Source organism: Geodermatophilus saharensis (assembly GCF_900188205.1).
In the GTDB taxonomy this organism is placed as follows: domain Bacteria; phylum Actinomycetota; class Actinomycetes; order Mycobacteriales; family Geodermatophilaceae; genus Geodermatophilus; species Geodermatophilus saharensis.
The window spans coordinates 233,722-259,666 of the sequence record NZ_FZOH01000004.1; the positions used below are offsets into that span (position 1 = coordinate 233,722).

Here is a 25,945-nt window from a genome sequence, read left to right on the forward strand (position 1 = left end):
GGTCCCGGCCGGCCACCGGGACCCGATGCCCTGGCCGCGGTGCTGAACGAGCCGACCGCGCGGGTGGCCGAGGTCCGGTCGTGGCTGCGTCAGCCGGACGACGTCGCCCTGTCGGTGCTCATCCCGGTCGTCGCGGTGTTCGACGTCGACGAGGCGCGATCGCTGGCGCGCGAGGACGAGGACGCCCCTGCTGCAGCGGACCTGATCGATTGGCTCGCCGCTCGCACGAGAGCAACGGACGCCGTGGCGCGACTGACCGCGGCGGCTGCGGAGGGCGACCTGGACCTGGCTCGCCGAGTCCTGCAGGTCGGCCTCCCCAAGCTCAACGCGGCGATCCAGTTGCTTGGCGCGCCGTACGAGGCCTTGAGGGACGAGGACGCGATCGAGCAACAATTTCGGGCCTTCCGCTCCCGGTGCGAGGAGGAGGTCTTGCACGCCTTGCGGCTGGCACACCTCGTGGAGTTTCGACGGGGCGAGCCGCTGGACGACTACCTGCAAGCGCGCTCGCTGAGCAGCCTAACGGCCGATCCGGCCTGGGCCGACGAGTACTACGGGGAGATCCCGCAGGAGCTGCTGCGCGCGCGGGTCGACGACTGGCTCACGGTCCACTGCGGCGAACCGGACCACAAGGGCACCACCCTGCAGCCGCTCGCAACGGTGCGGGTCGACAACCGCAGGCAAGTGATCGAGTGGGCGGCGGCCGCGCTGCAGGCGGTTCGGGCGAAGGCCGAGCTGGCGACGCCGACGGCGGAGTGGCCCTCGGGCGCCGACCTCGCGGACCGTATGGCTGACCTGGGACTGTTGGACTTCGAACCGCTCCCCGTCGAGCGGTTCCTCGCCTGGCTCCGGGATGTCGAGCTGTGGCCGGCCGACCTGCCGCTGACCCTGGACGTCGAGGCGCTCGGGTTGTCGGCCGATGCGGTCCAGCGAGCTCAGGACGATGCAGCGCAGGAGCGGCGGGCCCGTCTGGAGGCTCGGCAGCGCGTCATCGTGGACGGCCGCGAGGTCCTCGGAACCGAGAGCAACTACGCGGACCTCCGGGCTCTTGTCCTGGCCGGCATCGACGACGCGTTCCGTCGGTCCTCAGGAGAGGTCAGCCTGCGGCCCCTGAGCAGCAAGACGACCCCGCGTCCTGCCGCCCCGGGCCGTCCGGGCCTCGCAGCCGCGCGTCAGCAGCGACTCTCGGACGTGCAGGCAGCGGCCGTCGGGTTGGCAGGAGAGGTGGCTGCGCTCGAGTGGGTGAAGGCCAAGCACCCGGGTGTGGACGAGTTGGAGATCTGGCTGTCCGGCTACCGGAACAAGGTCCTCGGAGACAAGCGGGGCGACGACACTCTGGGGTTCGACATCCGAGTGGATGACCGGCGCACGTGCTGGTTCTACGAGGTCAAGGCGTCCATCGGGTCGGCAGGCGAGTTCCTGTTGACCGCTGGTGAGATCGCCCGGGCACAGAACCTGAAGCACCGCGAGCGGTACTCCGTGCTGTACGTGGAGCACGCTCTGAACAGCGACCTCCGGCGGATCTACCAGTTGCCCAACCCCGTCGACCCGCGCAACTCGCAGCACTTCCGGACGGTCGGAGAGGGCATCCGCTATCGCTTCGAGCTGCGCAACGGGGCATGACCGCAGAGCGTGATCTGACGAGCTTCGGGGCGCCGTAACGCAACGCGATGACGGACGAGGCGCACGCCTCACGTCTGTTCGTCCTCGCGTACGGAGCCACGCCGTCCCTTTCGGACGGCGGCTCACTGGCAGGAGTGATTGCGCTCGACAAGTGCACTGAACTGCCGATCACCACCGCAGAAGAACAAGTTGCTGCGTGCCGCGACCTCGTGGAGGGACTGTGCTCTGGCTCGGCGTCATCGCGATCGGCCTGCTGATCGTCATCGCCTGCATCGTCGTCACCCGGTCCCGGTCCCGTCGGATCGGTGGACACACCGCCGCCTCCCCGCCGGCGCCTCCGTCGTTCCGTGTTCGGGCAGGCGCTTTCGATGAGCTCGCGACCTCGATCCTGGGACCCGGAACCACGGTCCCCGAGGTCGAGCGGGGGGACGGCCGTGTTGCTCCTCTTACTGAGGTCACTCCTCTCCGGGCAGGTAGGGACTCCTCGAACTCCTCCTCCGGCGCGGCCCAGGACAGGAAGGGGCGGCGAGCCGAGGCGCTGCGGGACGCCGCTTTCATCGCGCTGCCCTCCGAGCTCCTGGCCGCGGCTGCAGGCGCCGAGACAGTGCACGACGTCCTGGCCATGGACAGCACCGTCCTGCGCAGCCTCCACCAGCTCTCAGGGGAGCAGGTCAGCGGCCTGGCCGACTTGAGGGACCTGCAGAACTCTCGTCACTACGACCTGCTGAGCTTCAAGGTCCGAGGCGGGGCCGGCGAACAGGCCGTCGCCGATTAGTTCACCGAGGCGGGACACGAGGTCACCTGGCCGGCCGGAGGGGCGACGGAGTTCGGTCCCAGCAACAACCCCGGCTGGGACCTCGCCATCGACGGGCACGAGGTGAACGTCAAGGTCGTCAGCGACGCGTCGAGGGCGATCTCGGAGCACTTCGCGCGGTACCCGGATGTCCCGCTCGTCCTCAACGAGAACGCCGCCAACATCCCGGACGATGCGCTCATCTTCGACGGTGAGACGCCCCTCGACCCCGGTCAATTGGTCGGCGACCATCTCGTCATCGTCGACGAGTCGCTGAGCCTGTCGGGACTCGAGCACGCTCAAGCGGCCGTTGCAGATGCGGCCCGAGACCCGTTGACCGATGGTCTCGCAGACCAGATCCCCATTGTCAGCTTCCTCTCCGCCGCCGTCCGTAGCGGGTACAAGGAGGGGCGGCTGCTCGTCGGCGGGAAGACCGATCTCGAGCGAGCCCTGAAGAACGTGCTGGTCGACACGGCAGTCAAAGGTGGCGGGGCCACCGCGGGAGGCATCGCGGGCGCGAAGGCGGGGCTCCTGGTCGACGCAGCACTCGGTGGAACGTCTCTCGGTCTGGGAGGCCTCGTGGGCGGTTTGATCGGTGCCGTGGGGGGCGCTCTCGCAGGTGGCCAGGTGGCCAGCCACATCAAGCTGGCGCCCCTCCGGGAGGCACAGTCTGACCTGATGGAGGTGCTCGGGGACTTCGAAGCCGCCGTGGCGCAGCAGAAGGAGCAAGCCGACGCGGACGTCCGCACGGCCGCGACCCGAGCTGCGGAGGACTTCCAGCGACGGGCGACGACATGCCACACGGCCTACGAGACGCTGCTCGAGGAGCTGGCCATCCGCCACCGCGACGCTGTTGCTCTCACCGGCCCCCGCGTCCAGGGACTGGCCGCGGCCGCGGAGCGATCCGTCGACGAGGCCGTCGCCGACTACGTGTTCCGGATGAGCGACGTCCATTCGCGGGAGGACGCTGACCTGGGCCTCGTCCGTGCTGCTCGACGGGCCGCCGACCAGTGGCGTGACCGCATGCGGACCGTCCTGCTCGCCAAGGACGACCGCGGACCGTGGATGAGCACGTTCTTCGACGTCCTGATGGCCACCCCCGCCGGCCAAGAGTTGGCGGTCCGCTATCTCAAGACCTGTGCGGACCAGAGCCGGCTCCTGAGGACCACGGCCCTCGAGGGCAACCGCCAGATGACTCGGAGGATCCGCGCCGCGTGACGGGAGTCCGTGGTCGTGGTGGAGAAGGCTCGTGCCGCTGCGCTCGACCGAGCTCAGACCGCTCTCGAACCAACCAAGGGCAGACTCACCGAGGCGCACGCCAAGACGAAGGACGAGCTGGTCAAGGCGGGCGTGAGCGAGGACTGAGCCAGCGGCTCAGGGCGCCCAACCGTCCTGGCCGACATCCGGACGCTTGGCAACGAGGCGGCGCCGGTCAGCCGTCCAGATACCGTCGCAGGTGTTGCGCAATGGCGCGGGCGAGACTGACCGGAACTGCGTTACCAATCTGCTTGGCTATCTCGATCTTGGTTCCGCACCACAGGAAATCTTCGGGGAAATCCTGCAGCCGCGCGGCTTCCAAATGTGTGATCGGGCGGTTGACTCGATTGGCAGCGTCCGTGGGATCCCACTGAGGATGCAGGTACTGCCCCTTCTCGGGCTTGAAGAACTCAGTACGGATCGTCAGCGAGGGACTATCCCAGCGCATGCGCCCCATGACGTCGGTGGTGCCGGTCGGCTTGTTGCGCCAGCATGCCGGCTGCAATTCCGGAGGCAGATCGAATCGTCCTCCGCCAGGGGGGATGCAATCGTATCGCATTAGGGAGGTGAGTTGGGGTCGACGGCCGATATGGAGATCCGAACCCTTGAACACGCCGGGGATCGTTTGCCCGAAGAGATCGACGGTCGACATGGGCAGCTCGGTCGTGTGGGGAACCGCCGGAAGACCGGCGATCCGACTACGCACATTTTCCCACGGCCTGAGGTCGCGCGTCGGGATCTTAGCGTGAGTCGGGGCGGGTAGAGGGATGTGGCCGATACGGGAACCGATTACTATTGTGCGCCGTCGACGCTGCGCCACTCCATAGTCGGCGGCAAGCAGAATGCCCCAGGACAGTTTGTAGTCCTTGATTCGGCCACGGCGTGCCTCTTCTAGGAGCATGGCAAACTCACCACGGGACGAAAATCGCTCGACGTTCTCGACGACGAATACCTTCGGCCGCAAGTCCTCGACCACGCGGATGTACTGCTTCCAAAGCGCGTTCCGGGGGTCGTCGACATTCTTGCCACCCAGGTTGGAGAAACCCTGGCAGGGCGGACCGCCCACCACCACGTCGGCCCTAGGCAGATCTTGCGTACATACGGCCTCAATGTCTGTCCCAAGTATGTGGGACTCACCAAAGTTGGCCGCGTACGTGCTGGCCGCAGCACGGTCCCACTCGACCGCAAGCACCGGATCAAACCCGCCCTGGACGAAGCCGGCGGTCATGCCGCCGCACCCGCCGAAGAGATCTATGACCGTGGGCCGTTGCTTCACTAGGCGGATGCTAGGAGGCCGGACCGACAGCTCGGAGGAGGCGCGCTTGGCGCGATCCCTGTGGGCTCAAAGATGGCCATGAGACCGGCGCACCGGAAGGCGAGCGTCCCGGACGCCCACATGCCGAAGCTCATCCTTTGGCGAGTTGCGGCCCTGAACCTAAGCCTTGGCCCACGAGTCGAGGCGTCAATCACATGACAGCTGGGCCTCGCTGACGGGCCTTAGGCGCTGAACAGTCTTCGACCACGAACTGCCGCCTCTATGCCGCGATAGGTCCCATGACGCAGGCTCGCAGTACGATTGACCACGCCGCCAGAGGCGTGCGAGACCCTGAGCGACGAGGTGGCCAGTCAAATAATCCGGCCCACAAACCTGCATGCCGGTGTAGACAGGCCGATCCGCCAATGAGCCTCTGCCAGGCACTGCTCGGTTACAGTTGCCCCACTACTGGCATCGCGACCATCGTCCGCGGTGCACTGTCCCTAGAACGACGGGTCGAGCCTTCCTGCGCGATGATCCGCCGCGGCGCGCTCAGCCTTTCACAGCCTGCCTGCAGAAGGAGATTTGGTGTTCGACTCGTCCGACTACCTCCACCTCACGAGACCCGAGGCTCGTGACCAATGGGCGTCAATCGGCGCGCGTCGAGTGCCAGAGCCGGGCAAGCGCCAAGTTGACTTCATTCCTGTTGAGACACTGACCTGTCTCGCTGCAAGCCTCGTGGTGAATCACAGAAAGTATGGCGGCAACAGTGCTCATCGCGCGGAACCTCCAGTGCCGGCACTGGCGAAGCTCTTCGCTCGGCCGAACAGCTCGATTCTCGCCAAGATGGCGAACCTGGATGGGAGCAGGCCGAACGGAGCCAAGCACGAGTCCGGCGTGGCAGCCACGTTGTTCAGTGAGCTAGACCGGCTGGCAGAGACTTACCGGCTTATCTTGTCGTCCGCTCGAGAGGTCGGCATTAACTCCGGCCGACTTCCCGACTTCCTGGGACTCGAAGGCAACGACGAAGGGATCGACTTGCTATCGCAGGGCGAACTGGACAGTAGGACCATCGAGATTGAGGCCGAGCAAAAGGCGGCGGCTTGGGCAACCGCCGGGAACAGTGTCAGTCAAGCGGTCACCGAAAGGCTCCTTGCCGCATCGGCGCGCATCGGACAGCACCGGTTCGCTCTTGGAGTGCTGCAAAATCACGGATACCGGTGCGTCTTCTGCGGCCTGCGAGTTCCAACGGCAGGCGGCCGGGCCGCCCGGATGCTCACCGCAGGTCACATCAAGCCGTGGCGGTCTAGCGACAATGCCGAACGTCTCGACATTTCCAATGGCCTCGCCGCGTGCCCCACGCACGACGTCGCATTCGATACGGGCCTGCTGACGGTCGGCGACGACCTGGGAATCCGCGTACTGCCCTCGCTGGAGGCAGCAGCCCTCAGTGAGTTCTCGATCGGTGCCGCTTTCGGTAGGCCACCATTGGCGACGGCGCTACGGATTCCCCCAACCGCTACATCCCCTGCCATGAAGTACCTCCAATGGCACCGGCAGCGCATCTGGCAAGGCGCGAAGACGCTCGCTTGACTCAGCTGATGCGCCCAAGACGCTTCCGCTCGGCGAACGCTTCGTGGCGGATGTGGTCAGCCTGGCCCTGGAAAGCCTTCCACTCGCCGAGCAAGTACGAGCGCCGACCTGCAGGACCCCGCTGTTCAACGACGAAGTCGTGCTGGATTAGCGTGATGCGCTTCTCCACGTCCTCGACTGAGATGCGGCCGCCCAGCAGCTTACTGATCCGATGAGCGGTCATGTACTCCGCGCGGTCCCGCATGACGTGGTAGACCTCATCGTGCATCCGCAGGTCACCCCGCGGCGTACCAGCCGCCTTGTCCTTGCGCAGCGCGCGGGCGATGCTCTCACCAACTGCTCGCGCCACCGGCGGCGGGAAAGCGTTTCCAATCTGGCGGTAACGACTGGTCTTCTGGCCGACGAACTTCCATTCGTAAGACGGCTCGTCCAGCCAACCCTGTAGTCGCTTCACCATATCGACGGTAAGCTTTGGCCCGCGCTTGTTCTGATCCGCATCCCTATCCCAGTCCGGGCCTGGAGCGGCATTGGCGAGGCCATGGGCATCTACCCAAAGCGCCTCCCACGCTCGCTTCGCTCTAGTTGGGCCCAGGTCAGCTCCACCGTGCTTCTTGCTCCCACCAACGATGGTCGGAGCAATTTTGTCGGCTCGTTCAACCCACTCATCAAGGTAGGGAAAGCCGTTCACCCCCATCAGGCCGGCGATGGTTGAAGAGACGGTGGCGCTGGTCGGCTTGGGCTCGGGCCACTCGAAGTAGTCCACGTACTCCTTGCGCAAGGCCACGAGCACCATCCGGGGGCGGAGTTGCGGAACGCCGTAGTCCTTCGCTTCCAGCAACTTCCAGTCAGCTACGTAGCCGTACGCCCCGAGCTGATCGACCACAGCCTGGCGATAGCCACCAAAACGGGCGTCGTTCAGTCCGCGAACGTTCTCCAGCAGGACGGCCTCCGGTTGGATGCGACCAGCCAAGTTGACGGCCCACGCGAAGAGGTCGCGCTCGTCACTGGAGCCCAGCTGCTTGCCAGCAACGCTGAAGGGAGGGCACGGAACTCCGCCGGCGAGCAGAGTGACCTCTCCGCGGTGGGCCTCCGGCTGCCACACAGCCTCGCTGGCCACATCGCCGACGGCGACCAGCGACGTCATGTCCTCATCGGGATGCAGTCGCTCCATGTTGGTGCGGAGGGTCTCGGCCGCCGTAGGATCAAGTTCGACCGCCAACCGATGCCGGAAGCCCGCCAGATGCAGCCCCAGAGACTGTCCGCCAGCGCCTGCGCAGATCTCAACGACGTTGATGTCACTCACACGCTTCCCCTCACCACTCGCCTCGTCGGACGCCGCGCTCGCCGAGGACATCCTGACTCACCAACTGCTGCAGTCCTCCCACGGCGCGCAGACTCGACACGTGCCACAGCCCAACGGGGAAGCGACAACGGACGCGCGCCAACCCCGAGCGCTCAGTCCGGGCCGGTCCCGCAACATGCAGGCCAACCGCCGGGTCGACTCGAAGCCCGAGATCAAGCTCCGTTCTGCACTGCACGCCCGCGGCCTCCGCTTCAGGAAGGACCATCGGCTCGATCTGCCTGGCGCCAGGGTCAGACCAGACATCGTGTTCACCCGGCGCAAGGTCGCCGTGTTCGTCGACGGGTGCTTCTGGCATGTGTGTCCGGTGCACGGACGGCAGCCCACCCGCAACGAGTGGTACTGGACTCCCAAGCTCCGCCGGAACGTCGAGCGCGACGAGCAAGCCAACGCCGCGCTTCAAGACGCCGGCTGGAGCGTCGTGAGGGTGTGGGAGCACGCAGGGCTCGAGGAAGCCATCCAGGCGGTCCTTGCGGCGGTTGAACACGCCCCCGACGGTACGAGGCGGGTCTGACAGTTCCCGCGTCGCTGCTGACCCCCCAACTACTCGGACTGCTCCCACCGTGTCCCGTCTGCCGTGGTTAGACGTCCAGGTCGCCCCACCAGCCTCGTCTCACGCATATGGCCCAAGTCTCCCGCCACTGGCCAAGTCCGCCCCTCATGCGTTTAGTGTGCCTAGCGTCACGGAACATGGGGGGCGAGCAATGCCCAACGGGGAGCAGACCTGGGGCTGGGATCAATGGCAGGCCGAGCTGATTGCTGCCTACTTCCAGCCCTCGCCCTCCACGCCCTGGACGTTCTTCCTCGACGAGGCTGAGGCGAGGCGTCTCTGGCCTGATCTGGATGGGCCTGCCCAGCAGCTGGCGCAGTGCGTGAATGCCCACTTGCGATGGCAGTCCCCAACCGGTCTGTTCGGGGCACTCCCGACGCCATGGTCGCAATGGCGGTTGCACCGCAGCGTTCCCCCGCCGAACCTCCCTGTCCTCGCAGTCTCTGTGCTCGCAGCCGCGGCCATGCACCGGGACGCCGTCGCCAGTTCCAACGCCTACTTCCTGCGCCTCGCTCAGCTATTGAGGCCGGAGCTGACGGGTGACGAACTCGTCAGCGCGAAGGACCGGCTCGCACAGAACTTCGACACCGTAGCGGGATGGTGGAAGGACCTGGGGGCCTGGGTCGGCGACAGGGCGGATGAGTTTGGAGAGAGCACCATCCGGACTCACCCGACCCTGACACGGATCGGGTACCCACTGTCGCAATCGCTCGTCCGCTTCTCGGACAGAATGCGGCTGACTCACTTCTTCGCAGCCCTCGACATCCAGCATCTTGGCGTGCCGCCGGCCCCGGAACTGGTGCGCCACCTCTCTCTTTGGGCGAGTCGCCCTCGCGGCCTCTCCGATGCCTTCACCCGGGCGCTCAGGAACGAAGACCTCCGGCTACTGATCTGCGAGCACGTACATCGGCTGGCTCAATCCTGGGATGGCGTGGTCCTCACAGCACGCGGACGGCAGCAACTGGAACTGCGGGTGACGCTCGATCTCGACGAGATGACAGCCGGCTGGGCCATTCCGGTGATCGAGGGCACCCCTGAGCTCACCCTCGCCTGCGGATCAAGCACGCTCACCCTGAGTGCTCCGGACTGGGGTGGCCTGTATGAGATCGAAGGGCAGCTGCCCAACGCCAGCTCACTGATGGACACCACCGTCAGCGTCTCCAGTGAGCGATATGAGGGCTCCTTCCGCTTCCGTCCGCTGGCCGCCTTCCGAGGCCACCCGGACGCTGGATGGATAAGCGTCGACTCGATGCTCCCGTACGAAAAGCACGTTCTCGCAGTGCTCCCGCAGCATCGCGAGACGGTCGAGTCAGTGTTGGCAGCGGCAGCTGACTCTTCGTTTCGCCAGCTTCGCCAGCATCCAGACAAGCCATTGATCCGCGGGCGGATCATCTACACAGACGTCATCCTCACCGACGCGCACGCCTTCGAGTCAGCAGTCAAGGGCATCCAACCGGAGTTGGTGTCCCTCCTTCGCCCGGACCCCAGCCCTCGTCCACAACTGAAGAACGGGCTTCCAGTCGCACAGGCGATGGGACGCGGCCACTATCTCGAAGGCGGAGCACCCGACCTGCTCCTGCCCGTCTCCGACAAGCCACGGCAGGTACGCGCGGCGCTCGACGGCGTCGAGCAGGAACACCCCTTCGCGGCAACCGGCTTCCCCATTCCGCTTCGAAAGCTCGACTTGGAACCGGGGGATCACACACTCGAGGTCGACGGCATCAAGCTCACGTTCCGTATCTGCCGCGCAGATGAGATCCCGGCGGCTCGTCGGGATCCTTTGACCTGGGACGTGACGTTCGGCGATCCGGTGGCACCCACTTACAGATTGGTTCGTGGCGAGCGGAGCTCCGATGGCCTGGCCGGCGCGCTTGTACCAGGAAACGTCCGGGAGCCGCTGCTCTTGCGTCGAGGCAGCAGGGACTTCTGGTTGATCGGTCGCGACGGGCGCGCATGGGGTGTGACTCCTCCACCGCCGTCCGCCGTGTACGCCCGGCACGACCTTCCGGCGTCTCAGTTCTGGGAACTGCTCCCGCCAACGGACGCGATGTGGGTCCTCGAGGTGGACCGCCGGACCAACCAGCTGCGGAAGCCGCACCGTCTCGGATGGATCGAGCCCCACATCACCGAGCTCGACGCGGCCAGCGATGGTCTATGGGCCGACATCACACAGACATGGCGAGGGGCTGACCCGATTCTGGATCGGTACATCAGCGCATGGGAGGGCAAGAGCCGTGCTCGGTGACCTCCTGGCTGAATGGCTTGCTGTGCAGGGCTCGGGATCCATCGACCAGTTCCGGCGAGCTCACGATTGGATCGCCCGGTCAGCAGACATCATGGCTCCCACATTCGAAGCCGGACGTTGGCTCCGCGACATGTCGGCGCTCGGCCACATCGAAGTCGATTGGGAGAGCGGCCGCTGGTCTACCACACCGCTGGTGGTGACTCGTCTTCCGGAAAGCGATGGACTCGCATTGCTGGTGGGCTGCAGAACAGGCGTCACACTGCAGGCGATTTCCGACCTCGATGTCGAGGTTCTCCAGCTTGATCAGGTCACGCAGACGCAAGGCGTTGCTCGTCCTTCCGTCGTCCTCCTGCAGTACGGCGGGCCAGACGACCTTGATGCAGTCAGCAAGGCGCTGAGCGCCGAGTACGTGCCGTGCGCAGCCGGGCAACTCAGCCAGCGACTGACGCCGCCTCAGCTTGGCGAGCCTGCTGCCCCGCCCAGTTACCAGAATCAGACTCTCGAGCGCTTCAATCCGCGGTCGCTCCGCTGGGGCCCAGCCGACCGTACGGGTCCTCAGCAGGGTGCCTATCGCTATGAGCACTTCGGCCGTAAGCATCACCTGTTCCTGGGGAGGGACGGGTGGCGTCATGCCGACATGGCCGCCGCCGTCTTCGCTGCTCTCCGGGAGGTCAACGCATCCACGCTCAGGTGGCGTCCAGATGGCAACGGCCGGGATGTCGGCTCTTTGTACGTTGACTGGGGCGCCCCATTGCCGACGCTCCACCAGCGTTGCCTGGTCCTGTGCAGTGGCTTCACCCCGCACTTCTTCGATCGTGCCTTCACCGGCGTTTACGACAACGTCCCTCGCTCGATCGCCGGCGCCGTCGCGTCCTCGCTCGGGCAACACCTCGAGACCATCTAGGAGCAGCACGTGGAGCAAGCGAGCACCGGGCTGGATGTCGTAGGCAGCTTCGAGCGACTGCGGGATGCCTTCTTCAGGTACTACAACACCCCGTTCGGGCTCGCCGACGAGGAGCTGCAGCGCGAACGGCAGGACCTCCTGGACCAGGACAACGGCGTCTACCGACGCCCCCTGATCGAGCTTCGGCCGGAATACACGCTGGCTGGCCACGACCTAGCTGCATCGGCGGCCGCCGGGGGCGCTGCACCAGAACTGGCTGACTTCGCGGCCGCGGGCCTGATCCCGGCGGGACGTCAGTTGTATCGGCACCAGGAAGAGGCCCTTGCCGTCGGGCGGCGCGCGGATCGCAACATGGTCATTACCGCGGGCACCGGATCGGGTAAGACGGAGTCGTTCCTGCTGCCCATCCTCGATTCACTGCTCGAGGAGTCGCGTTCATGGACGGGGACACGCGGGCCGGCAAGCAGCTGGTGGCAGGACGAGAACGGCGCTTTCGTGCCACAGCGCAAGGGCGAGGTGGGGCGCCCACAAGCGGTGCGCGCGATGATCCTCTACCCGATGAACGCCCTCGTGGACGATCAGCTCATCAGACTGAGGAAGGCCCTGGACAGCGACCATGCCAGGGCCTGGCTGGACGCCAATCGCAATGGGCACCGATTCTTCTTCGGCCGCTACACCGGGGCCACACCTGTGACGGGAAGCCCCGATGACAACCGGGCAGTGAGGGATCTCCGCCGCCTGCTCCGCGACCTGGACGGCCGATCCGCCAAGGCACAAGCGCTCGGTGGCGAGACGCAGTACTTCATGCCGCGACTTGGCGGTGCAGAGATGCGCAGCCGGTGGGACATGCTGGATGCGCCGCCGGACGTCCTCATCACCAACTACAGCATGTTGAACGTCATGCTCCTCCGGGACCGCGAGAGCGCCTTCTTCGAGCAGACACGTCAGTGGCTTCAATCGGATGCCGCGCACCGGTTCACACTCGTCATCGACGAGTTGCACACCTACCGGGGAACCGCGGGCACCGAGGTCGCCTTGCTCATCCGGAACCTCCGGAACCGGCTCGGTCTCATCGAGTCCCCCGGACAACTGCGCGTGCTTGCCGCCTCGGCCAGCCTGGATCCCGCACGGGATCGCAAGTACATCCAGGACTTCTTCGGGCTGGATGAGGGGACCTTCGAATTCCTGCAGGGCGACACGGTCCAGCCGAACCCCCTTCGTGCCGACATCTCACAGGCCGCTGAGGACCTGGCTGGAGCATCCGACGCCAAGGAAGCACTGCGAGTGGCAGAGGCCTCCGGCGCTCCCACGGCACTGCGAAGCGCCTTCCACCTGGGCGCGGATGGTCGCGCCCTTCCCGCCCCCGAGGCCAAAGACGAGCGCCAGCTCGAGGGTCTCCTGTTCGGGCAGGCCGACAGCTCCGTCGCCAAGGCCGCCCTGACGAACCTCCTCGCGGCCATCCCGTTAAGTGAGGACCGACCGGGTTGGCCCCGTCTGCGCGCCCACCTGTTCTTCCGCAACGTCCCCGGGATGTGGGCGTGCACCGATCCGCGCTGCCCGGACGCGCCGTCACGCACGACGGAAGTTCCTACGGTGGGCCGACTCTTCGCCGAGCCGACGACGCGGTGTACATGCGGGGCACGGGTACTCGAGCTGCTCTACTGCCAGAACTGCGGCGACGTCCTGCTCGGGGGTTTCGTGCCCGCTGGCGAGACCCAGCTGAGCCCTTTCAGGAGCCTCATGCTCGCCGACGTGCCTGATCTCGCGAAGATGCCCGACCAGGTCTCGCTCGAGCGGACAGCTGACAACTTCCTGGTCTACTGGCCTCGTACGGCGAAGCCGGAGCTGGATGACCTTGCATGGGACGCGGACGGGAAGAAGGTCGACTACGCATACCGGCCCAGCATCCTGATCCCCGCGAGCGGCGAGGTGCGCAACGCCCTGCAGGGCAAGCAGCCAACCGGCTGGACCTTCCACGTGACGTCGAAGATCGACCGGAAGACGGGCAGACCTCAGCGCGACCTCACGTCGCTCTCTCCTTTTCCGACCCGCTGTCCCAGCTGTGCGGACGACTGGGAGATCCGCCACACGAAAGCCGGGACAGTCCCGCCCACCGATCCCTTGCGCCAGCGGAGCCCCATCCGGGGCATGCGGACCGGCTTCGAGAAGATCAACCAGGTCCTCGTCACCGAACTCGTCGAAGGGCTGGACGACGACCAGCGCAAGGCGATCGTGTTCACCGACAGCCGGCAGGACGCCGCGAAGCTCTCGGCGGGCATGGGGCTACGGCACTACCAGGACCTCCTGCGCCTCCTCGTGCATGAGCGTGTCGCCGCAGCCGCCGATGCCGCGGACGACGTCGCAGCCGCCAAGCGCTTCTTCGTAGACCGCGACCGCACGGAGGAGACACGACAGGCGACGAAGCGGCTCAAGCAGCGCTTCGGCGCGAAGTACGACCGCGCTGCCGAGTTGTGGCGGGATGAAGACGACGAGGCGCACACCGGGGAACTGGCGCAGCTGGAATCGGAACTTGCAGCTGCCACTCCCCTCAGCGACGTCGCCAATCAAGTCGGCGAGACCCTGCTCAGCCTGGGCGTGAACCCGGGGGGTCCCAGCCCTTCCTTGAACTCGGCACACAACGGGCAACAGGACCCCACCCCGTGGTCTTCGCTCTTCGATTGGACGACCACTCCCGCCCGCCCGCGCGCGGGACTCGGGCTGACTGAGCAAGAGCTTCTGGGCCGTATCGACGACAACCTGAAGTCAGAGGTCATCGAGGGCCTGTTCTCCGGCGCCGGCCGGGACTTCGAGTCCCTGGGCCTGGGCTGGCTCACGCTCGCCTCGGATCAGGCTCGGCCCGACCTGGAGCCGGCGTCCATGCCCGCGATCGCCCGGTCGAGCCTCCGGGTCCTCGGCGATCTGCGGCGCTTCTTCGGACTTCGGGATCCCCGAGACAAGGCCCACGCACGATTGACGGCCTACTGGGACGCGGTCGCGCGCACGCACGGTCTTGACCCCGCGGAGGTCGCCAGCGGCGTCCGCGCCTTCTGGTCCGACGCCGTCCGCGATTACCTCATCGACCCTGCTCGAGTCACGATGCGGCAACCCGGGCAGGAGGCTTGGATCTGCGGGAACTGCCGTCGCCAGCACCTGCATCGAGGTTCCGGCATCTGTACCCGGTGCCGTCAGCTTCTGCCGGTTCAGGGCTCACCGACCCGTCGCGGACAGGACTACTACTCCTGGAAGGCCACGGAGCATCGGGGGCGCTTCCGGCTGAACAGCGCCGAGTTGACCGGCCAGACGGACAAGGTGGACGCCCAATCTCGCCAGGCACGGTTCCAGGGCGTCTTCCTCGATGAGGGCGGACGGGAGAGCCGCCTGGCCGATGGCATCGACTTGCTCTCGGTGACCACGACTCTCGAGGCGGGGGTCGACATCGGCGCCCTCGAGCTCGTCGTGCTGGGCAACATGCCGCCCACGCGGTTCAACTATCAGCAACGGGTTGGCCGAGCGGGCCGCCGGACTTCACCGGTGGCTGTCGCACTGACGGTGTGCCGCGGGCGTAGTCATGACGAGTACTACTTCGCCAGGCCCCACTCGATCACCAACGAGCCGACGCCCAAGCCGTACCTGGCGCTCGATCGCACCGAGATCCTGCGGCGGGCGCTCCGGAGTGAAGTGCTGCGGATGGCATTCGCCGAACTGGGCCCGCAGCTCATCAAGACAAAGATCTTGTCCGACCTCACCAACAACCCCCACGGTCAGTTCGGTTTGACCGCCGAGTGGCCAGCGGTCAGACACCTCGTGCAGAAGTGGATCGACGAGAGGCGCGCCCAGGTCGAGGCGGCAGCCCAGGCTCTGTGCACGTTTGCTCCGGCCGACGTCTCCGCACAGAACTGGGCGGAGTGGGTACGCGACGACCTGGTGGCAACCATCGACCATGCCTGCAATCCCGCTGGCGGCCACGTCGAGCTCAGCCAGCGGCTGGCCGAGGCTGGCGCGCTGCCGATGTTCGGTTTCCCCACCCACGTGCGCTATCTCCACCTCAACCCGCCACAGAACTCCCGGCCTTGGCCGCCGTCCGGCGTCATCGACCGCGACCTGGGCATGGCCGTCTCACAGTTCGCTCCGCTCAGTGAGGTCGTCCGCGACGGACAGGTCTACCCCGTTGTCGGAGTGGCCGCGTTCAAGCCGGTGGGGAACAAGCCTGTTCCGGAGGCCGAGCCCCTGGGATCCACGCGGCACCTCGCTGTCTGCCGGTCGTGCGCGCACCTGGCCGAGACAGACAGCAGCGCCGTTGGGGAGATGGACCCGTGCCCGCGCTGCAGCGCAGCTCCTGGCACCTACCAGGGACTCCAGCTCCGCGAGCCTCTTGGCTTCAGGGCCGGCCGCCCGAAGGACTTCGACGGCAACTTCTCATGGTCCGCACGCGCCATGGCGGCCCGGGCAATGACGGACCTGTCCAAGCTGATGCGCACGGAGGAGGCGGGCGTGACCGCCTTCAGCGGGCCGGGCACGCGCTACGTCATCAACGACAACGGCGGCAATCTTCACCGCTTCCGCCCGTCTGGCCCGTCCCCTTGGGGCGGGTACGTGTCGGTGGAGGCCGTCGAGAAGGGGCTCCTGCCGTCGGCGTTCGCGACGGGGGACGCGATCTCGGTAGCCCTGGGCGCAGTACAGCCCACGGACTTCCTGTTCGTCGGCTCCCGCCGTCCAGTGATGAGCGATCTCGGCTTGCGCCTGGACCTCGACACCAGCGCGATGCAGCAGAGCGGTGCCCCGGAGAGCGCCAACGCCAGGAAGGCCGCCTGGTACTCCCTGGCGTTCCTCCTAAGGACGGCCGCAGCGACGTACCTGGACGTCCAGACGCTCGAGCTCAGTGCCGGCATCTACAACGGCCTGGTGGACGACTCCCCGACCATGATGGCGTTCCTCGCGGACACCCTCGAGAACGGCGCCGGCTTCAGCACACATCTCGGCTCGCCAGACGTCTTCGACAAGCTCATGGACGGTCAGGTGCGCGAGTACCTCACCAGTCTTGAGGAACCCGCTCATGCGACGGAGTGCTCGGCTTCCTGCTACCGCTGCTTGCGGGACTACTCCAACATGGCCTATCACGCATTGTTGGACTGGCGTCTGGCACGAGACCTGCTCTCCGTCCTCCAGACCGGCCAACTCCCCATTGATCCCCATCGGGAGCGACGGGCCATCACCAGTTGGGCTGAGGCGTACGGTGCTGAGCTGATCGACGAGCTGCCGTGCGCGGCGGCCGTCCTAGACAGTCAGCTCTACGGACGGGCCATCGTTGTCGCCAAGCACCCGCTGGAGGCAAGCGAGACCACCTTGATCGCACCCCGTCTCGCTAGCGCGCTCGCTGCCGCGGAGGCCATGGAGCCGCCCGCGGACGCAATCGTCTTCGCCGACACTTTCACGCTGGACCGCGACCCGGGGGGCGTCATCAAGTCCATCCGCACGGCCACCGGTGGCCGATGAAGGCAGGCGTCCGGCAATCAGGCGTCCCGTGGCTCTCCCCCACGTCTGCAGCGCGTCTTCTGACGTGCCCCGCGTCGGTGGTCGGGCTGGTGACAGGGCCTCCCCCACGAAGCCCCGCACCGTCGACGGGCACGTCCGCTGGCGCCCTGGCGCACGCGGCTCTGCAGCGTTGGGTCATGGCCGACGACTGGAGGTACGGCGACCGCGACGGTGCGCTGGTCGACCACTTTCACGCTGTGGCCGAGGCTCGCAAGGTCGCTGTTGCCGCAGTCATGAACGGGCGCGTTACGGAGGCGCGACTAGAGCAGAGGGCGAGTTCACTCGGCGAGCTCATGCGGCAGGCGGGCGCCGACGCGACGGCAGAGGCGGAGGTCACCCTGCACGACAGCGAGCGCCGACTGTGGGGAACGCTTGATCTCCTCATCACCTCAGACCGTGGTGTCTGGCTCATCGACTTGAAGTCCGGGATGGATGCTGCGCAGTCGTTGCTTCCGGCGGTCATCCTGAGCCAGCTTTCGATCTACAGCCACCTCGTCGCGGCAGTTCGCGGGAGGGCGCCAACCTGGGTGGGGGTCTTCAGTCTGCGTCAGGGCGCTAAGCAAGTGCCTGTGTCCCCGTCAGACCTGGGGTTGCTCGGCCTGCTGGACGAAAGGCGCTCCGCCTGGATGGCACACGACCGCCCCGCGTTGCCGGCGCCAGAGGTCTGCAGATACTGCACCCGACGACCCGGATGCGACCCACACTGGATCGCTCTCCGGGCATGGGGAGGCGCGGACGGTGTCGAAGGCCAGCTGCTGCGCGCCCAAACCGCGGAGAACGGACGCACTGCCCTCCTGGTGCAGAACGCGACTGGCTCGGCATGGGTGTCCAATATGCGCGGTGAGGGTTTCCAGGAACTCGTCGGCCACCACGTACGGGTCATGCGGATTCGTCGGCGTACGCCCGCCGGCCAGTCCAGCGACGCAGCGCAGTGGCAGGCAACCGATTCGTCCGCAATAGCTTCCGTTGGAGACTGACGATGCAGGACAGCATCTGGCCCCGCGACCAGCTGGGCATCGAATACGAGCCCATGGCGGAGCACGGGTCGGGCGACGCCGGTTTGAGCCTCGTCCGCCGCGAGCTTGAAGAGCTCGACCCCGACGGCGATCGCTTCGCTGCCGTCCTCCGTGACACCCTGGACCAGCTCCTGGATGGCCGGCGACGAGGACGCTTTGACTACCGCGACCTCTACAAGACCGAGAAGACGTACATGGGGACCCTGGTGGAGATCAATCTCCAGCGGGCGTTCGACTTCGAGGACGGCGACGTCACCGACTACTCAATCGTCGACGTCGACGTCGACTGCAAGTTCTCGCAGCGGATCGGCGGCTGGGAGCTGGGGCCGGAGATGCTCGACCAGCTGTGCCTCGTCGTCTGGTGCTCGGACCGTGAAAGCTCGTGGCGGGCCGGCCTCGTCCGGGCGTCCGCAGACGTGCTGCGCGAGACGACCAACCGGGATGCCAAAAGGCGGCTCAACGACCTCGGCATGAGCCGCATCCAGTGGCTTTGGCCGGACCACGGTCGCCTGGCGGAGAACCTCCTGTTGCACCTCAACCCCGAGGTCCGCGACCGGATCATGTCCGCGACCGGGCGAACTCGGCGCGCGAACCCAGTACAGGCACGCGTCAATCAGCTCTTCCGTGAGGTGCAGGGCCGGATCATCCGCCGTTCGGTCTTGGAGACCGTCGCACACGGAGCCGACGATCCGCTCAAGCGGGCACGCGGGAACGGAGGCGCCCGCGACAAGCTCCGGCCCGAGGGCATCCTCGTGCTGGGGCACCAAGACAACGATCCGGTGGTGGCAGAAGCCCTCGGCCTTCCCAGGCCGCGGAAGGGAGAGTTCGTCGCGGCTCGCGTAGTTGAGATAGACGGTCCGACTTCGTCTAGACCTGCAGCGGAGATTTCGGGCCGCTACTACGCCATCGCCCTGCCTGGCGACGAGGCACAAGAAGGCCCCGAGGTGTCGCGGCAGCCGCCCACCCCCGCCATTTCCTGAGTCCCCACGAAGCAGCGAGGCTAGGAGTGGAGCAACGTATCCACGAGGCTCTCGTAGGGAAGCAGACGCCCTTGAAGGGTCAACTCCTGCCAGATATCACGTTCGAGATTTCCGGAGGGGAGGGCCATCGCTTCCTTGTGGAGCTCCCAGAAGGCGATGTGGTATGTCGCATCCACTTCTCCCGTACCGCGAGCGATGGCCGCAAGACGGCTGGGCAAGGGCTCCGCGGTGACACAAATCAAGTGAGGGGTCCGCGCGCGACGATTATGGACCATCTTTAGGAACTCATGGCGCGTGTTCTGCACCCGGTCGGACCGAATAGACCACTTACAGGAGACAGCGGCATGAAGCATGTCACGCGCCGCGTGCGGTAAAGGGCTCGCGACAGACACTGCAACATCAAGTTTGATGAGGTAATCCATGCCCAGCGCTGTTCGCAAGACTGGATAGCGATCGACGGCCTTCTGAGCTTCCGCCAAGTGGGCAAATTGATTGAAGTCGCTGATGACCACATTTCGACGGACCCGCCACTCGCTTGACTCATGCCCCTCTTGGAGTTCGGCGCAAAGATCCGCCCATACCGCCGCCTCGAGGTTACTCCCGAGAGTTTGCCCCTTCTCATGACTGACGCGGGTCACCTCGAGGGAATCGTTCACGCCGGCAGCTAGCTCGACACTAGTCTGGTTATCCTTGTCGGAGACATTGGGATACCCATTAGGACGCCAACCATAGAGTCGCTGCGCAAACGGAGCTGCCACGGCTGGAGTTTAGCGGTTGACCTTACGCCGACCTTCCTGTGGCAACAGAGATGCACTCTTTGGAGGGAGAAGCTAGTCATCGTACCCACTGCGGCACCGGGTCTCGGCTTGCTAGTGTCACCACATGGTCTAAGCCTTGCCGCAGCGCTGCACCGAATGTGGCCACATCTACATCCCAGGAGAGCACGACGGCACCAGCCTGATTGATCTTGCAAACTGGGAGTGCCCCGGCAACGGCGCCTTTTGCGGTGCCACCGCCGACAAGTATGAGTTGATCGAGCCCGGAAGCCCCCTCGAGGATGTGGACGAGGTCGAGGAGCGAGCGTCGTTTACGACGAGTGCAGCACACACGCGCAAGCTGACGGCAGAACGAGCAGATAAGGCCGTCACGGACTTGGCGCGGATGGTAGACGATGGAGATCTCGTCTTGAGGCCGGACTGGCAGGGATACTACGCCTGGTCCAACAAGCAAGCTTCCCAGCTCATCGAGTCACTTCTTCTGCAGTTGCCGATTCCGCTGATCTATCTCGCGGAGGAGGAAGACGGGTCATTCTCTGTCGTGGACGGCCAGCAACGTTTAACGGCGCTATATGAGTTTGTGCGTAACAAGCGGATCGACCCGCTCAAATCGGCACCTGTCACACTGTCCGGCCTCGACGTCTTCGACGAGCTCAATGGAAGGCTCTTCTCGGAGCTAGACCCGGCACAACAGAAGTTTCTCAAGAATCGCGAACTCCAGATCATTCGCATCAAGAGCGAGTCCGACCCCGACGTGAAGCTTGAGGTCTTCCGCCGGCTCAACACGGGGTCCGTGAAGCTGAATGCACAAGAGCTGCGAAATGCTGCGTTCCGAGGACCCTATAACGACGAACTCAAGAAGTGGGCGAGGAATCCCACCTTCCTCAAGATGCTCCGCGCGGACGCCAAGCCAGACATCCGCATGCTGGATGTGGAAATGATGCTGCGCGGAAGTTCTTGGATCAACCGCCGATGGCAGACGCTGACCAGCAAGAATATTGGCCACTTCCTTGATGAGGAAATGGTGATTGGTCGTACGTACTCCGCCAAGAAGTTGAGTACGCTGGAGGCAGAAGCTCAAGAACGCCATCGACCTAAGCTGGCAAACTTTCGGCCCGCATGCGTTTCGTCGGTATATTACCGGCGCGAACGAAGAACCGGATGGTCAGTGGGAGTTGCGCCAGGTGAACAAGGCCCTCGATGACGTGGTGATGTATGGCTTTTCGTTGCGATCCAAGGCTCAGTATTGGCCTCATCTTGAAGCGATCCGGGAGTCTCTCATCGATCTGATGTCGAGTGACGCCAAGTTTGTTGACGCGATCACAGCAAGCACAACTGACCCGAAGCGTGTAAATTATCGCTTCACGACATGGCTAGCACGCCTCGAGGACGTAGTCGGCGACGACCCGCAGGCGCGCAACTTCAGCCAGGAACTCAAGGAGGAGCTATGGAACAAGTCTCCTAAGTGCAAACTCTGCAGTCAGGTCATCCGTTCCATCGATGACGCGCACGTGCACCACATTGAGCACTACTGGCGAGGAGGCAAAACGATCCCTGCCAACGCGGCTCTAGCGCACCGCTACTGCACCCTTCATGAGGGAGGGGGAAAATGATCCGTCGGGACTATGTTCCCCATCTTGGCGTGACGGCAGTTTGCATTCTCGCCGCGTCGGACGCGCGATGAGCTTGAAACCGACCATCGTGACGCCTTGTCGCGGCGGCCGACTTGCCCGCGGCCTCCATCTGCACTGCGGCAACGACTGGTCCGCTGCTGGAGTTTCGTGAGGTACTCGGCGTCTGCTGTAGCGCGTTGGCAGCGTTAAGCACTGAGGGGATGTTCACCGTCAGCAGCAGCCAGGCGTGTCGGCGCACCACCGATTCTCGAGTGTTTCTTGCGGACGGGGCAAGCGAGCCGCTTGCGAGAAAGTCTGGAGACCGTGCAATACTACCTCAGTAGAGAGCAGGCGACCGCTAGGGCGCTCCGTGAGCTAGAAGCCCACTGGCATGTGCAACGGCTGAGAAGACGAGCACTTCAAGTCCAGCGTTGGTGACGCTAGACGGTTTTAGGCGTCCACCTTGTGAAGCACGCCGCGGCCGCGCTCCTTGGCGCCGTACATCGCCCGGTCCGCCAGCGGGAGTACCTCGTCCAGCGTCGTCCCGGGCGCAGCCATCGAGGGCCCGACGGCGGCTGACACCCGCACTGTCCGCCGTCCCACCTCCACCTCGTCCATCGGGCACGGCGGCCAGCCCGTGCCCGATGGCCTCCGCGGCGGCGACGGACACCCCCGGCAGCACCGCCACGAGATCGTCCCCGCCCGGACGACCGACCACGGCTCCCGGCAGCTTCTTCTCCACGTGCCGGGCGCAGCCGGTCGGCGAGCCGGACGAGCAGCTGGTCCCCCACCGCGTGGCCGCCGCGGTCGTTGACCTCCTTGAACCGGTCGACGTCCACGAACAGCACCGCTCCCCCGACGGCCAGCGCCGCGCGGCCGGTGTCGAGCAGGTGGCTGCGGTTGGCCAGCCGGGTCAGCGGGTCCTGCCGCGCCGAGCGCAGCAGCGCCTGGTGCCAGCCGTCGGCCTTGGTCGCCACCGCGGTCAGCCGGTCCACCGTCTCCTGCAGCCGCCGCGGCTGTTCCAGATCGGCCTCGGCAGCCAGCTCGGCCGTCGAGGAGGTCAGCACCTCGAGCACCGACTCCAGCGGCAACCCCGCCGCCACGACCTCCAGCGTCCGACCCTGCGCCGCCAGCAGCCCGGCGTCCCAGCAGTGCCCGGCCACCCGGCGCCGCAGCGACAGCACGCTGCGCACCAGCCGCACCTGGTTCTCCAGCAGCGCCTGTTCCGCGGGCGAGAACGCCCGCGGCTCGTCGTCGAAGACGCCGAGCGAGCCGAGGACGAAGCCGTCCTCGTCGATCAGCGGCACCCCGAGGTAGGAGCGGATGGCGCCGGCCGCCACGGCCGGGTTGTCGCGTTATACGGGGTGGTCGAGCGCGTCGGTCACCTGCAGCGGCGCCCGCAGCGCCACCACGTACGCGCAGAACGACAGCTCGTCGGGCACGTGCAGGTAGGACGGGCGTCGGACGGCGGCGCTCACACGCAAGACGTGAGCTGCGGGTCTTCCCTGTGGAATCCAAGCCGTCATGGCAGTGCCCAGTGAATGCCTTGACGGCGCCCACCGACGGCGGGACCGTCCGGCCGTGCGGACGCGCTTCACCGAACTGGTCGGCTGCACGGTGCCGGTCCAGCAGGCGCCGATGGGGCCGGTGTCCCCCCCGGACCTCGCCGTGGCGGTCGCCGACGCCGGCGGCGTCGGCACCGTCACCGCGCTCGGCACCCCGCCGGAGGCCCTGCTGCGCCGGCTGGACGGGATGCGCCAGCGGACAGCGGGGGCGCTGGCGATCAACGTCCTCACCACGGACGTCGACGACGACCTGCTCGCCGACCTCGCCCGGAGCGTGCGACTCGTCGACTTCTTCTGGCTCGACCCGTCCCCCCGTCAGATCGAGGTCGCCCACGACGCCGGTGCGCTCGTGAACTGGCAGGTCGGGTCGCTCGCCGAGGCGCACGCCGCCGTGGACGCCGGCTGTGACCTGATCACCGTGCAGGGCGTCGAGGCCGGCGGCCACGTCCGCGGCCGCGAGCCGCTGCTCCCGCTCCTGCGCACAGTGCTCGACGCCGTCGACGTCCCCGTCCTGGCGGCCGGCGGCATCGCCGACGGTCGGGCACTCGCCGAGGTCCTGGGAGCTGGGGCGGACGGCGCCCGTATCGGCACGCGGTTCATCGCGACCACGGAGTCCGGCGCCCACCCGGCGTACAAGCAGGCCGTCGTCGACGCAGCCGGCGACTGCACCGAGATCACCGGCGCCTTCGCCACCGACTGCCCGCTGTGCGCCACCAGCGCCCGGGCGCGGGTGCTGCGCCGCGCGGTCGAGCGGGTCGCCGAGATCGACGACGACGTCGTCGCCCGGGTGGGCCGCGGCCGCATGCCCGTGTGGTGCGGCTCCGGCATCCCGCCGATGGCCGGCGCGGAGGGCCACGTCGACGCCATGGCGATGTACGCGGGCGCCGGCGTCGGCTCGGTCACCGAGGTCAAGCGGGCCGCGGAGGTCGTCGCCGAGCTGGTCGCGTTCCTCGATCAGTACGAGAGCACCGGCACTGCTGCACCAGGCACACCGTCGTAGCAGCAGGTGCCGTCCGAGGAGCTGCGCACCTGCCGCCTGACGCGGTCAGCTGCCGGGTGGACGGAAGACTTCGCGGCCGGTGCGCACCTTCCCCAGGATCGACTGCAGCTGGTCCTGGTCGAACAACTGGTGGGTGCCCAGCGTGCGCACCGTGCCGGTGCTGGCCGAGGTGAGCGTCACCGCCGCCGCGGTCTCGGCGTCCGGCGCCTCGAGGACCACCATGCCGTCGGCCTCGCCGAGCATCCAGTACAGGGCCTCCAACCGCGCCCCCACGGCCTCGGCCGACGCCCGCACCGCGGCGGTGCGGTCACCGGGCTGCTGCACCAGCCGGTCCCACGTGTCCGGCAGGTAGGCGAAGAAGATGACGAACTTGGGCACGGCGTCCACCTCGTCCCGGGTTGTCGGGCCGCCGATTGCACCAGCGGTCCCCCCGCGGCAGACCGACGCGGACCGCGGCCCCCGGGTCAGCCGAGCGCGCCCGGACGCGCCGCAGCAGGACGGGCACCGTCCGCCGTGTCGGCGACGCGCCGCCGACACGCTGATCACCGCGCCACCGTCCCCGGTTGCGGTTACGTTTCCGCAGGGTGACGCACGTCACTCCACCGACCCGGGGACAGGCAGGCCGATGCTCTACACCGCCTACGAGCTCAACCGCCGCGCGAGCGCCCCCGCGGCCGCCGCGACGGCGTTCACCGCCCGGGCGCTGCACGCCCTGCCGGGCCCGCTCGCCACGAACCCCGCCGTCCGGCACGCCCGTGCCGCCTGCGAGATCCTCGCCAAGGCGCGCCCCACCCACGACCGCCCCGCCTACGGCATCGACACCGTGCGGGTCGACGGCCGCGACGCCGACGTCGTCGAGCGCCCCGCTACGGCCACGCCGTTCGGCACGCTGCTGCACTTCGCCAAGCCGGACGTGCCCGGCCAGCCCCGCGTGCTCGTCGTCGGCCCGATGTCCGGCCACTTCACCACGCTCATCCGGCCGACCATCCGCACGCTGCTGAGCGACCACGACGTCTACGTCATGGACTGGCACAACGCCCGCGACATCCCCACCGCCCACGGGCGCTTCGGCCTCGACGAGTACATCGGGCACGTCGTCGACGCGCTGCGCCACCTCGGCCCCGGCAGCCACGTCGTCGCCGTCTGCCAGCCCGCCGTCCCGGTGCTCGCCGCCGTCGCGCTGCTCGCCGCCGACGACGACCCCGCCCAGCCGGCCAGCCTCACCCTCATGGCCGGGCCGATCGACACCCGCATCAACCCCAACCGGGTCAACACCGCGGCCGCAACCAAGCCGCTCGAGTGGTTCGAGCGGCGGCTCATCGACACCGTCCCCCGCCGCTACGCCGGCGCGGGGCGGCGGGTCTACCCCGGCGTCGTGCAGCTGACGGCGTTCATGTCGATGAACCCGCGCCGGCACTGGGGCGCGCACGCGCGGATGTACCGCGACCTGGTGCGCGGCGACACCGCCGCCGCCGCGGCCACCCAGGCCTTCTACGACGAGTACGGCGCGGTCATGGACGTCCCGGCCGAGTTCTACCTGGAGACGGTCGACCGCATCTTCATGCGGCACGAGCTGCCGCAGGGGCGCCTCACCTGGCAGGGCCGGCGCGTCGACCCCGGCGCCATCCGGCACACCGCGCTGCTCACCGTCGAGGGCGCCAACGACGACATCTGCTCCCCCGGCCAGACCGAGGCCGCCCACCGGCTGTGCACCGGCATCCCGGCCGAGCGCAAGCGCCACCACCTGCAGCACGGCGTCGGGCACTACGGCGTCTTCAGCGGCTCCCGCTGGGAGGCCGAGATCGCCCCCGTCGTCCGGGAGTTCATCGCGTCGGCCGACCGGGTCCCCGCCGCACACTGACCGGCGCGCCGCCGTCGCGCTGGCC

21 protein-coding genes are annotated in these 25,945 nt (G+C 66.9%); 15 read left to right on the forward strand and 6 right to left on the reverse strand.

Going from position 1 to position 25,945, the window contains the following annotated elements:
* Positions 1 to 783 precede the first annotated feature (783 nt).
* The 4 genes from CHC04_RS24945 (at position 784) to CHC04_RS24165 (ending at position 3,778) form a co-directional block, all read left to right on the forward strand.
* Positions 784 to 1,620 carry a protein NO VEIN domain-containing protein gene (locus CHC04_RS24945; protein ID WP_245817176.1) on the forward strand — a complete coding sequence of 279 codons (837 nt, stop codon included), beginning with the start codon at positions 784 to 786 and terminating at the stop codon, positions 1,618 to 1,620.
* Between the two features lie 220 nt (positions 1,621 to 1,840).
* The gene (locus CHC04_RS12450) at positions 1,841 to 2,395 is read left to right on the forward strand and encodes a hypothetical protein (RefSeq protein ID WP_089404246.1); all 555 of its coding nucleotides are present in this window, start codon (positions 1,841 to 1,843) and stop codon (positions 2,393 to 2,395) included.
* A 102-nt stretch (positions 2,396 to 2,497) separates the two neighbouring features.
* Positions 2,498 to 3,631 (forward strand): hypothetical protein, encoded by a 1,134-nt coding sequence (locus CHC04_RS12455; protein WP_089404247.1) that lies wholly within the window; start codon positions 2,498 to 2,500, stop codon positions 3,629 to 3,631.
* 9 nt (positions 3,632 to 3,640) lie between these two features.
* Positions 3,641 to 3,778, forward strand: coding sequence for a hypothetical protein (locus CHC04_RS24165; protein WP_176449977.1), 138 nt, complete (start codon positions 3,641 to 3,643; stop codon positions 3,776 to 3,778).
* 67 nt (positions 3,779 to 3,845) lie between these two features.
* Here CHC04_RS24165 and CHC04_RS12460 read toward each other — a convergent pair whose 3' ends face one another.
* Positions 3,846 to 4,946 carry a DNA cytosine methyltransferase gene (locus tag CHC04_RS12460; protein WP_089404248.1) on the reverse strand — a complete coding sequence of 367 codons (1,101 nt, stop codon included), beginning with the start codon at positions 4,944 to 4,946 and terminating at the stop codon, positions 3,846 to 3,848.
* A gap of 567 nt (positions 4,947 to 5,513) precedes the next feature.
* On the opposite strand from CHC04_RS12460, the gene CHC04_RS12465 reads away from it, so the two are divergent.
* Positions 5,514 to 6,518, forward strand: coding sequence for an HNH endonuclease (locus tag CHC04_RS12465; RefSeq protein WP_089404249.1), 1,005 nt, complete (start codon positions 5,514 to 5,516; stop codon positions 6,516 to 6,518).
* A gap of 1 nt (position 6,519) precedes the next feature.
* Here the strand turns inward: CHC04_RS12465 and CHC04_RS12470 are convergent, their stop codons facing one another.
* On the reverse strand, positions 6,520 to 7,821 hold the full coding sequence (locus CHC04_RS12470) for a DNA cytosine methyltransferase (protein ID WP_089404420.1): 1,302 nt from the start codon (positions 7,819 to 7,821) through the stop codon (positions 6,520 to 6,522).
* A gap of 100 nt (positions 7,822 to 7,921) precedes the next feature.
* Here CHC04_RS12470 and CHC04_RS12475 point away from each other — a divergent pair, with 100 nt between their 5' ends.
* The 6 genes from CHC04_RS12475 to CHC04_RS12500 all read left to right on the forward strand — a co-directional run bounded on the left by CHC04_RS12475 (position 7,922) and on the right by CHC04_RS12500 (position 19,105).
* Positions 7,922 to 8,392 carry a very short patch repair endonuclease gene (locus tag CHC04_RS12475; protein ID WP_245817147.1) on the forward strand — a complete coding sequence of 157 codons (471 nt, stop codon included), beginning with the start codon at positions 7,922 to 7,924 and terminating at the stop codon, positions 8,390 to 8,392.
* Between the two features lie 190 nt (positions 8,393 to 8,582).
* On the forward strand, positions 8,583 to 10,673 hold the full coding sequence (locus CHC04_RS12480; RefSeq protein ID WP_089404251.1) for a hypothetical protein: 2,091 nt from the start codon (positions 8,583 to 8,585) through the stop codon (positions 10,671 to 10,673).
* Positions 10,663 to 11,577, forward strand: coding sequence for a hypothetical protein (locus CHC04_RS12485; RefSeq protein WP_089404252.1), 915 nt, complete (start codon positions 10,663 to 10,665; stop codon positions 11,575 to 11,577). The genes CHC04_RS12480 and CHC04_RS12485 overlap by 11 nt, the downstream gene beginning before the upstream one ends.
* 9 nt (positions 11,578 to 11,586) lie before the next feature.
* The gene (locus CHC04_RS12490; RefSeq protein WP_089404253.1) at positions 11,587 to 17,070 is read left to right on the forward strand and encodes a DEAD/DEAH box helicase; all 5,484 of its coding nucleotides are present in this window, start codon (positions 11,587 to 11,589) and stop codon (positions 17,068 to 17,070) included.
* Positions 17,067 to 18,086: a PD-(D/E)XK nuclease family protein gene (locus CHC04_RS12495; protein ID WP_089404254.1), complete on the forward strand. Its 1,020-nt coding sequence runs from the start codon at positions 17,067 to 17,069 to the stop codon at positions 18,084 to 18,086. Before CHC04_RS12490 ends, CHC04_RS12495 begins: the two co-directional genes overlap by 4 nt.
* Positions 18,087 to 18,088: 2 nt before the next feature.
* A complete protein-coding gene (locus CHC04_RS12500; protein ID WP_217897336.1) occupies positions 18,089 to 19,105 on the forward strand; it encodes a NaeI family type II restriction endonuclease in 1,017 nt (338 codons plus the stop codon).
* A 20-nt stretch (positions 19,106 to 19,125) separates the two neighbouring features.
* On the opposite strand, the gene CHC04_RS12505 is transcribed toward CHC04_RS12500, so the two are convergent.
* Positions 19,126 to 19,863, reverse strand: coding sequence for an NgoMIV family type II restriction endonuclease (locus CHC04_RS12505; RefSeq protein WP_089404255.1), 738 nt, complete (start codon positions 19,861 to 19,863; stop codon positions 19,126 to 19,128).
* Between the two features lie 136 nt (positions 19,864 to 19,999).
* Here CHC04_RS12505 and CHC04_RS12510 point away from each other — a divergent pair, with 136 nt between their 5' ends.
* Both CHC04_RS12510 and CHC04_RS12515 read left to right on the forward strand, forming a co-directional pair.
* Entirely contained in the window at positions 20,000 to 21,085 is a 1,086-nt protein-coding gene (locus CHC04_RS12510; protein ID WP_141233783.1) for a GmrSD restriction endonuclease domain-containing protein, read from the forward strand.
* Positions 21,066 to 21,494 carry an HNH endonuclease signature motif containing protein gene (locus CHC04_RS12515; RefSeq protein ID WP_141233784.1) on the forward strand — a complete coding sequence of 143 codons (429 nt, stop codon included), beginning with the start codon at positions 21,066 to 21,068 and terminating at the stop codon, positions 21,492 to 21,494. Before CHC04_RS12510 ends, CHC04_RS12515 begins: the two co-directional genes overlap by 20 nt.
* Before the next feature lie 440 nt (positions 21,495 to 21,934).
* Here the strand turns inward: CHC04_RS12515 and CHC04_RS25295 are convergent, their stop codons facing one another.
* Together CHC04_RS25295 and CHC04_RS25300 are read right to left on the reverse strand one after the other, a co-directional pair.
* On the reverse strand, positions 21,935 to 22,834 hold the full coding sequence (locus tag CHC04_RS25295) for a sensor domain-containing diguanylate cyclase (protein WP_089404258.1): 900 nt from the start codon (positions 22,832 to 22,834) through the stop codon (positions 21,935 to 21,937).
* Between the two features lie 15 nt (positions 22,835 to 22,849).
* Positions 22,850 to 22,972 carry a hypothetical protein gene (locus CHC04_RS25300; RefSeq protein ID WP_281252230.1) on the reverse strand — a complete coding sequence of 41 codons (123 nt, stop codon included), beginning with the start codon at positions 22,970 to 22,972 and terminating at the stop codon, positions 22,850 to 22,852.
* A gap of 103 nt (positions 22,973 to 23,075) precedes the next feature.
* Here CHC04_RS25300 and CHC04_RS12525 point away from each other — a divergent pair, with 103 nt between their 5' ends.
* The gene (locus CHC04_RS12525; RefSeq protein ID WP_089404259.1) at positions 23,076 to 24,059 is read left to right on the forward strand and encodes an NAD(P)H-dependent flavin oxidoreductase; all 984 of its coding nucleotides are present in this window, start codon (positions 23,076 to 23,078) and stop codon (positions 24,057 to 24,059) included.
* Positions 24,060 to 24,104: 45 nt separating this feature from the next.
* Here CHC04_RS12525 and CHC04_RS12530 read toward each other — a convergent pair whose 3' ends face one another.
* Positions 24,105 to 24,437 carry a GYD domain-containing protein gene (locus CHC04_RS12530; RefSeq protein ID WP_176449978.1) on the reverse strand — a complete coding sequence of 111 codons (333 nt, stop codon included), beginning with the start codon at positions 24,435 to 24,437 and terminating at the stop codon, positions 24,105 to 24,107.
* Between the two features lie 247 nt (positions 24,438 to 24,684).
* Here CHC04_RS12530 and phaZ point away from each other — a divergent pair, with 247 nt between their 5' ends.
* Positions 24,685 to 25,920 carry a polyhydroxyalkanoate depolymerase gene (phaZ, locus tag CHC04_RS12535; RefSeq protein WP_089404261.1) on the forward strand — a complete coding sequence of 412 codons (1,236 nt, stop codon included), beginning with the start codon at positions 24,685 to 24,687 and terminating at the stop codon, positions 25,918 to 25,920.
* The last annotated feature ends 25 nt before the right edge of the window (positions 25,921 to 25,945 follow it).

Coding starts and splice junctions, on each gene's coding strand:
- phaZ (WP_089404261.1), top strand. CDS start 24,685: ATGCTCTACACCGCCTACGAGCTCAACCGCCGCGCGAGCGCCCCCGCG.
- CHC04_RS24945 (WP_245817176.1), top strand. CDS start 784: ATGGCTGACCTGGGACTGTTGGACTTCGAACCGCTCCCCGTCGAGCGG.
- CHC04_RS12500 (WP_217897336.1), top strand. CDS start 18,089: ATGCAGGACAGCATCTGGCCCCGCGACCAGCTGGGCATCGAATACGAG.
- CHC04_RS12480 (WP_089404251.1), top strand. CDS start 8,583: ATGCCCAACGGGGAGCAGACCTGGGGCTGGGATCAATGGCAGGCCGAG.
- CHC04_RS12495 (WP_089404254.1), top strand. CDS start 17,067: ATGAAGGCAGGCGTCCGGCAATCAGGCGTCCCGTGGCTCTCCCCCACG.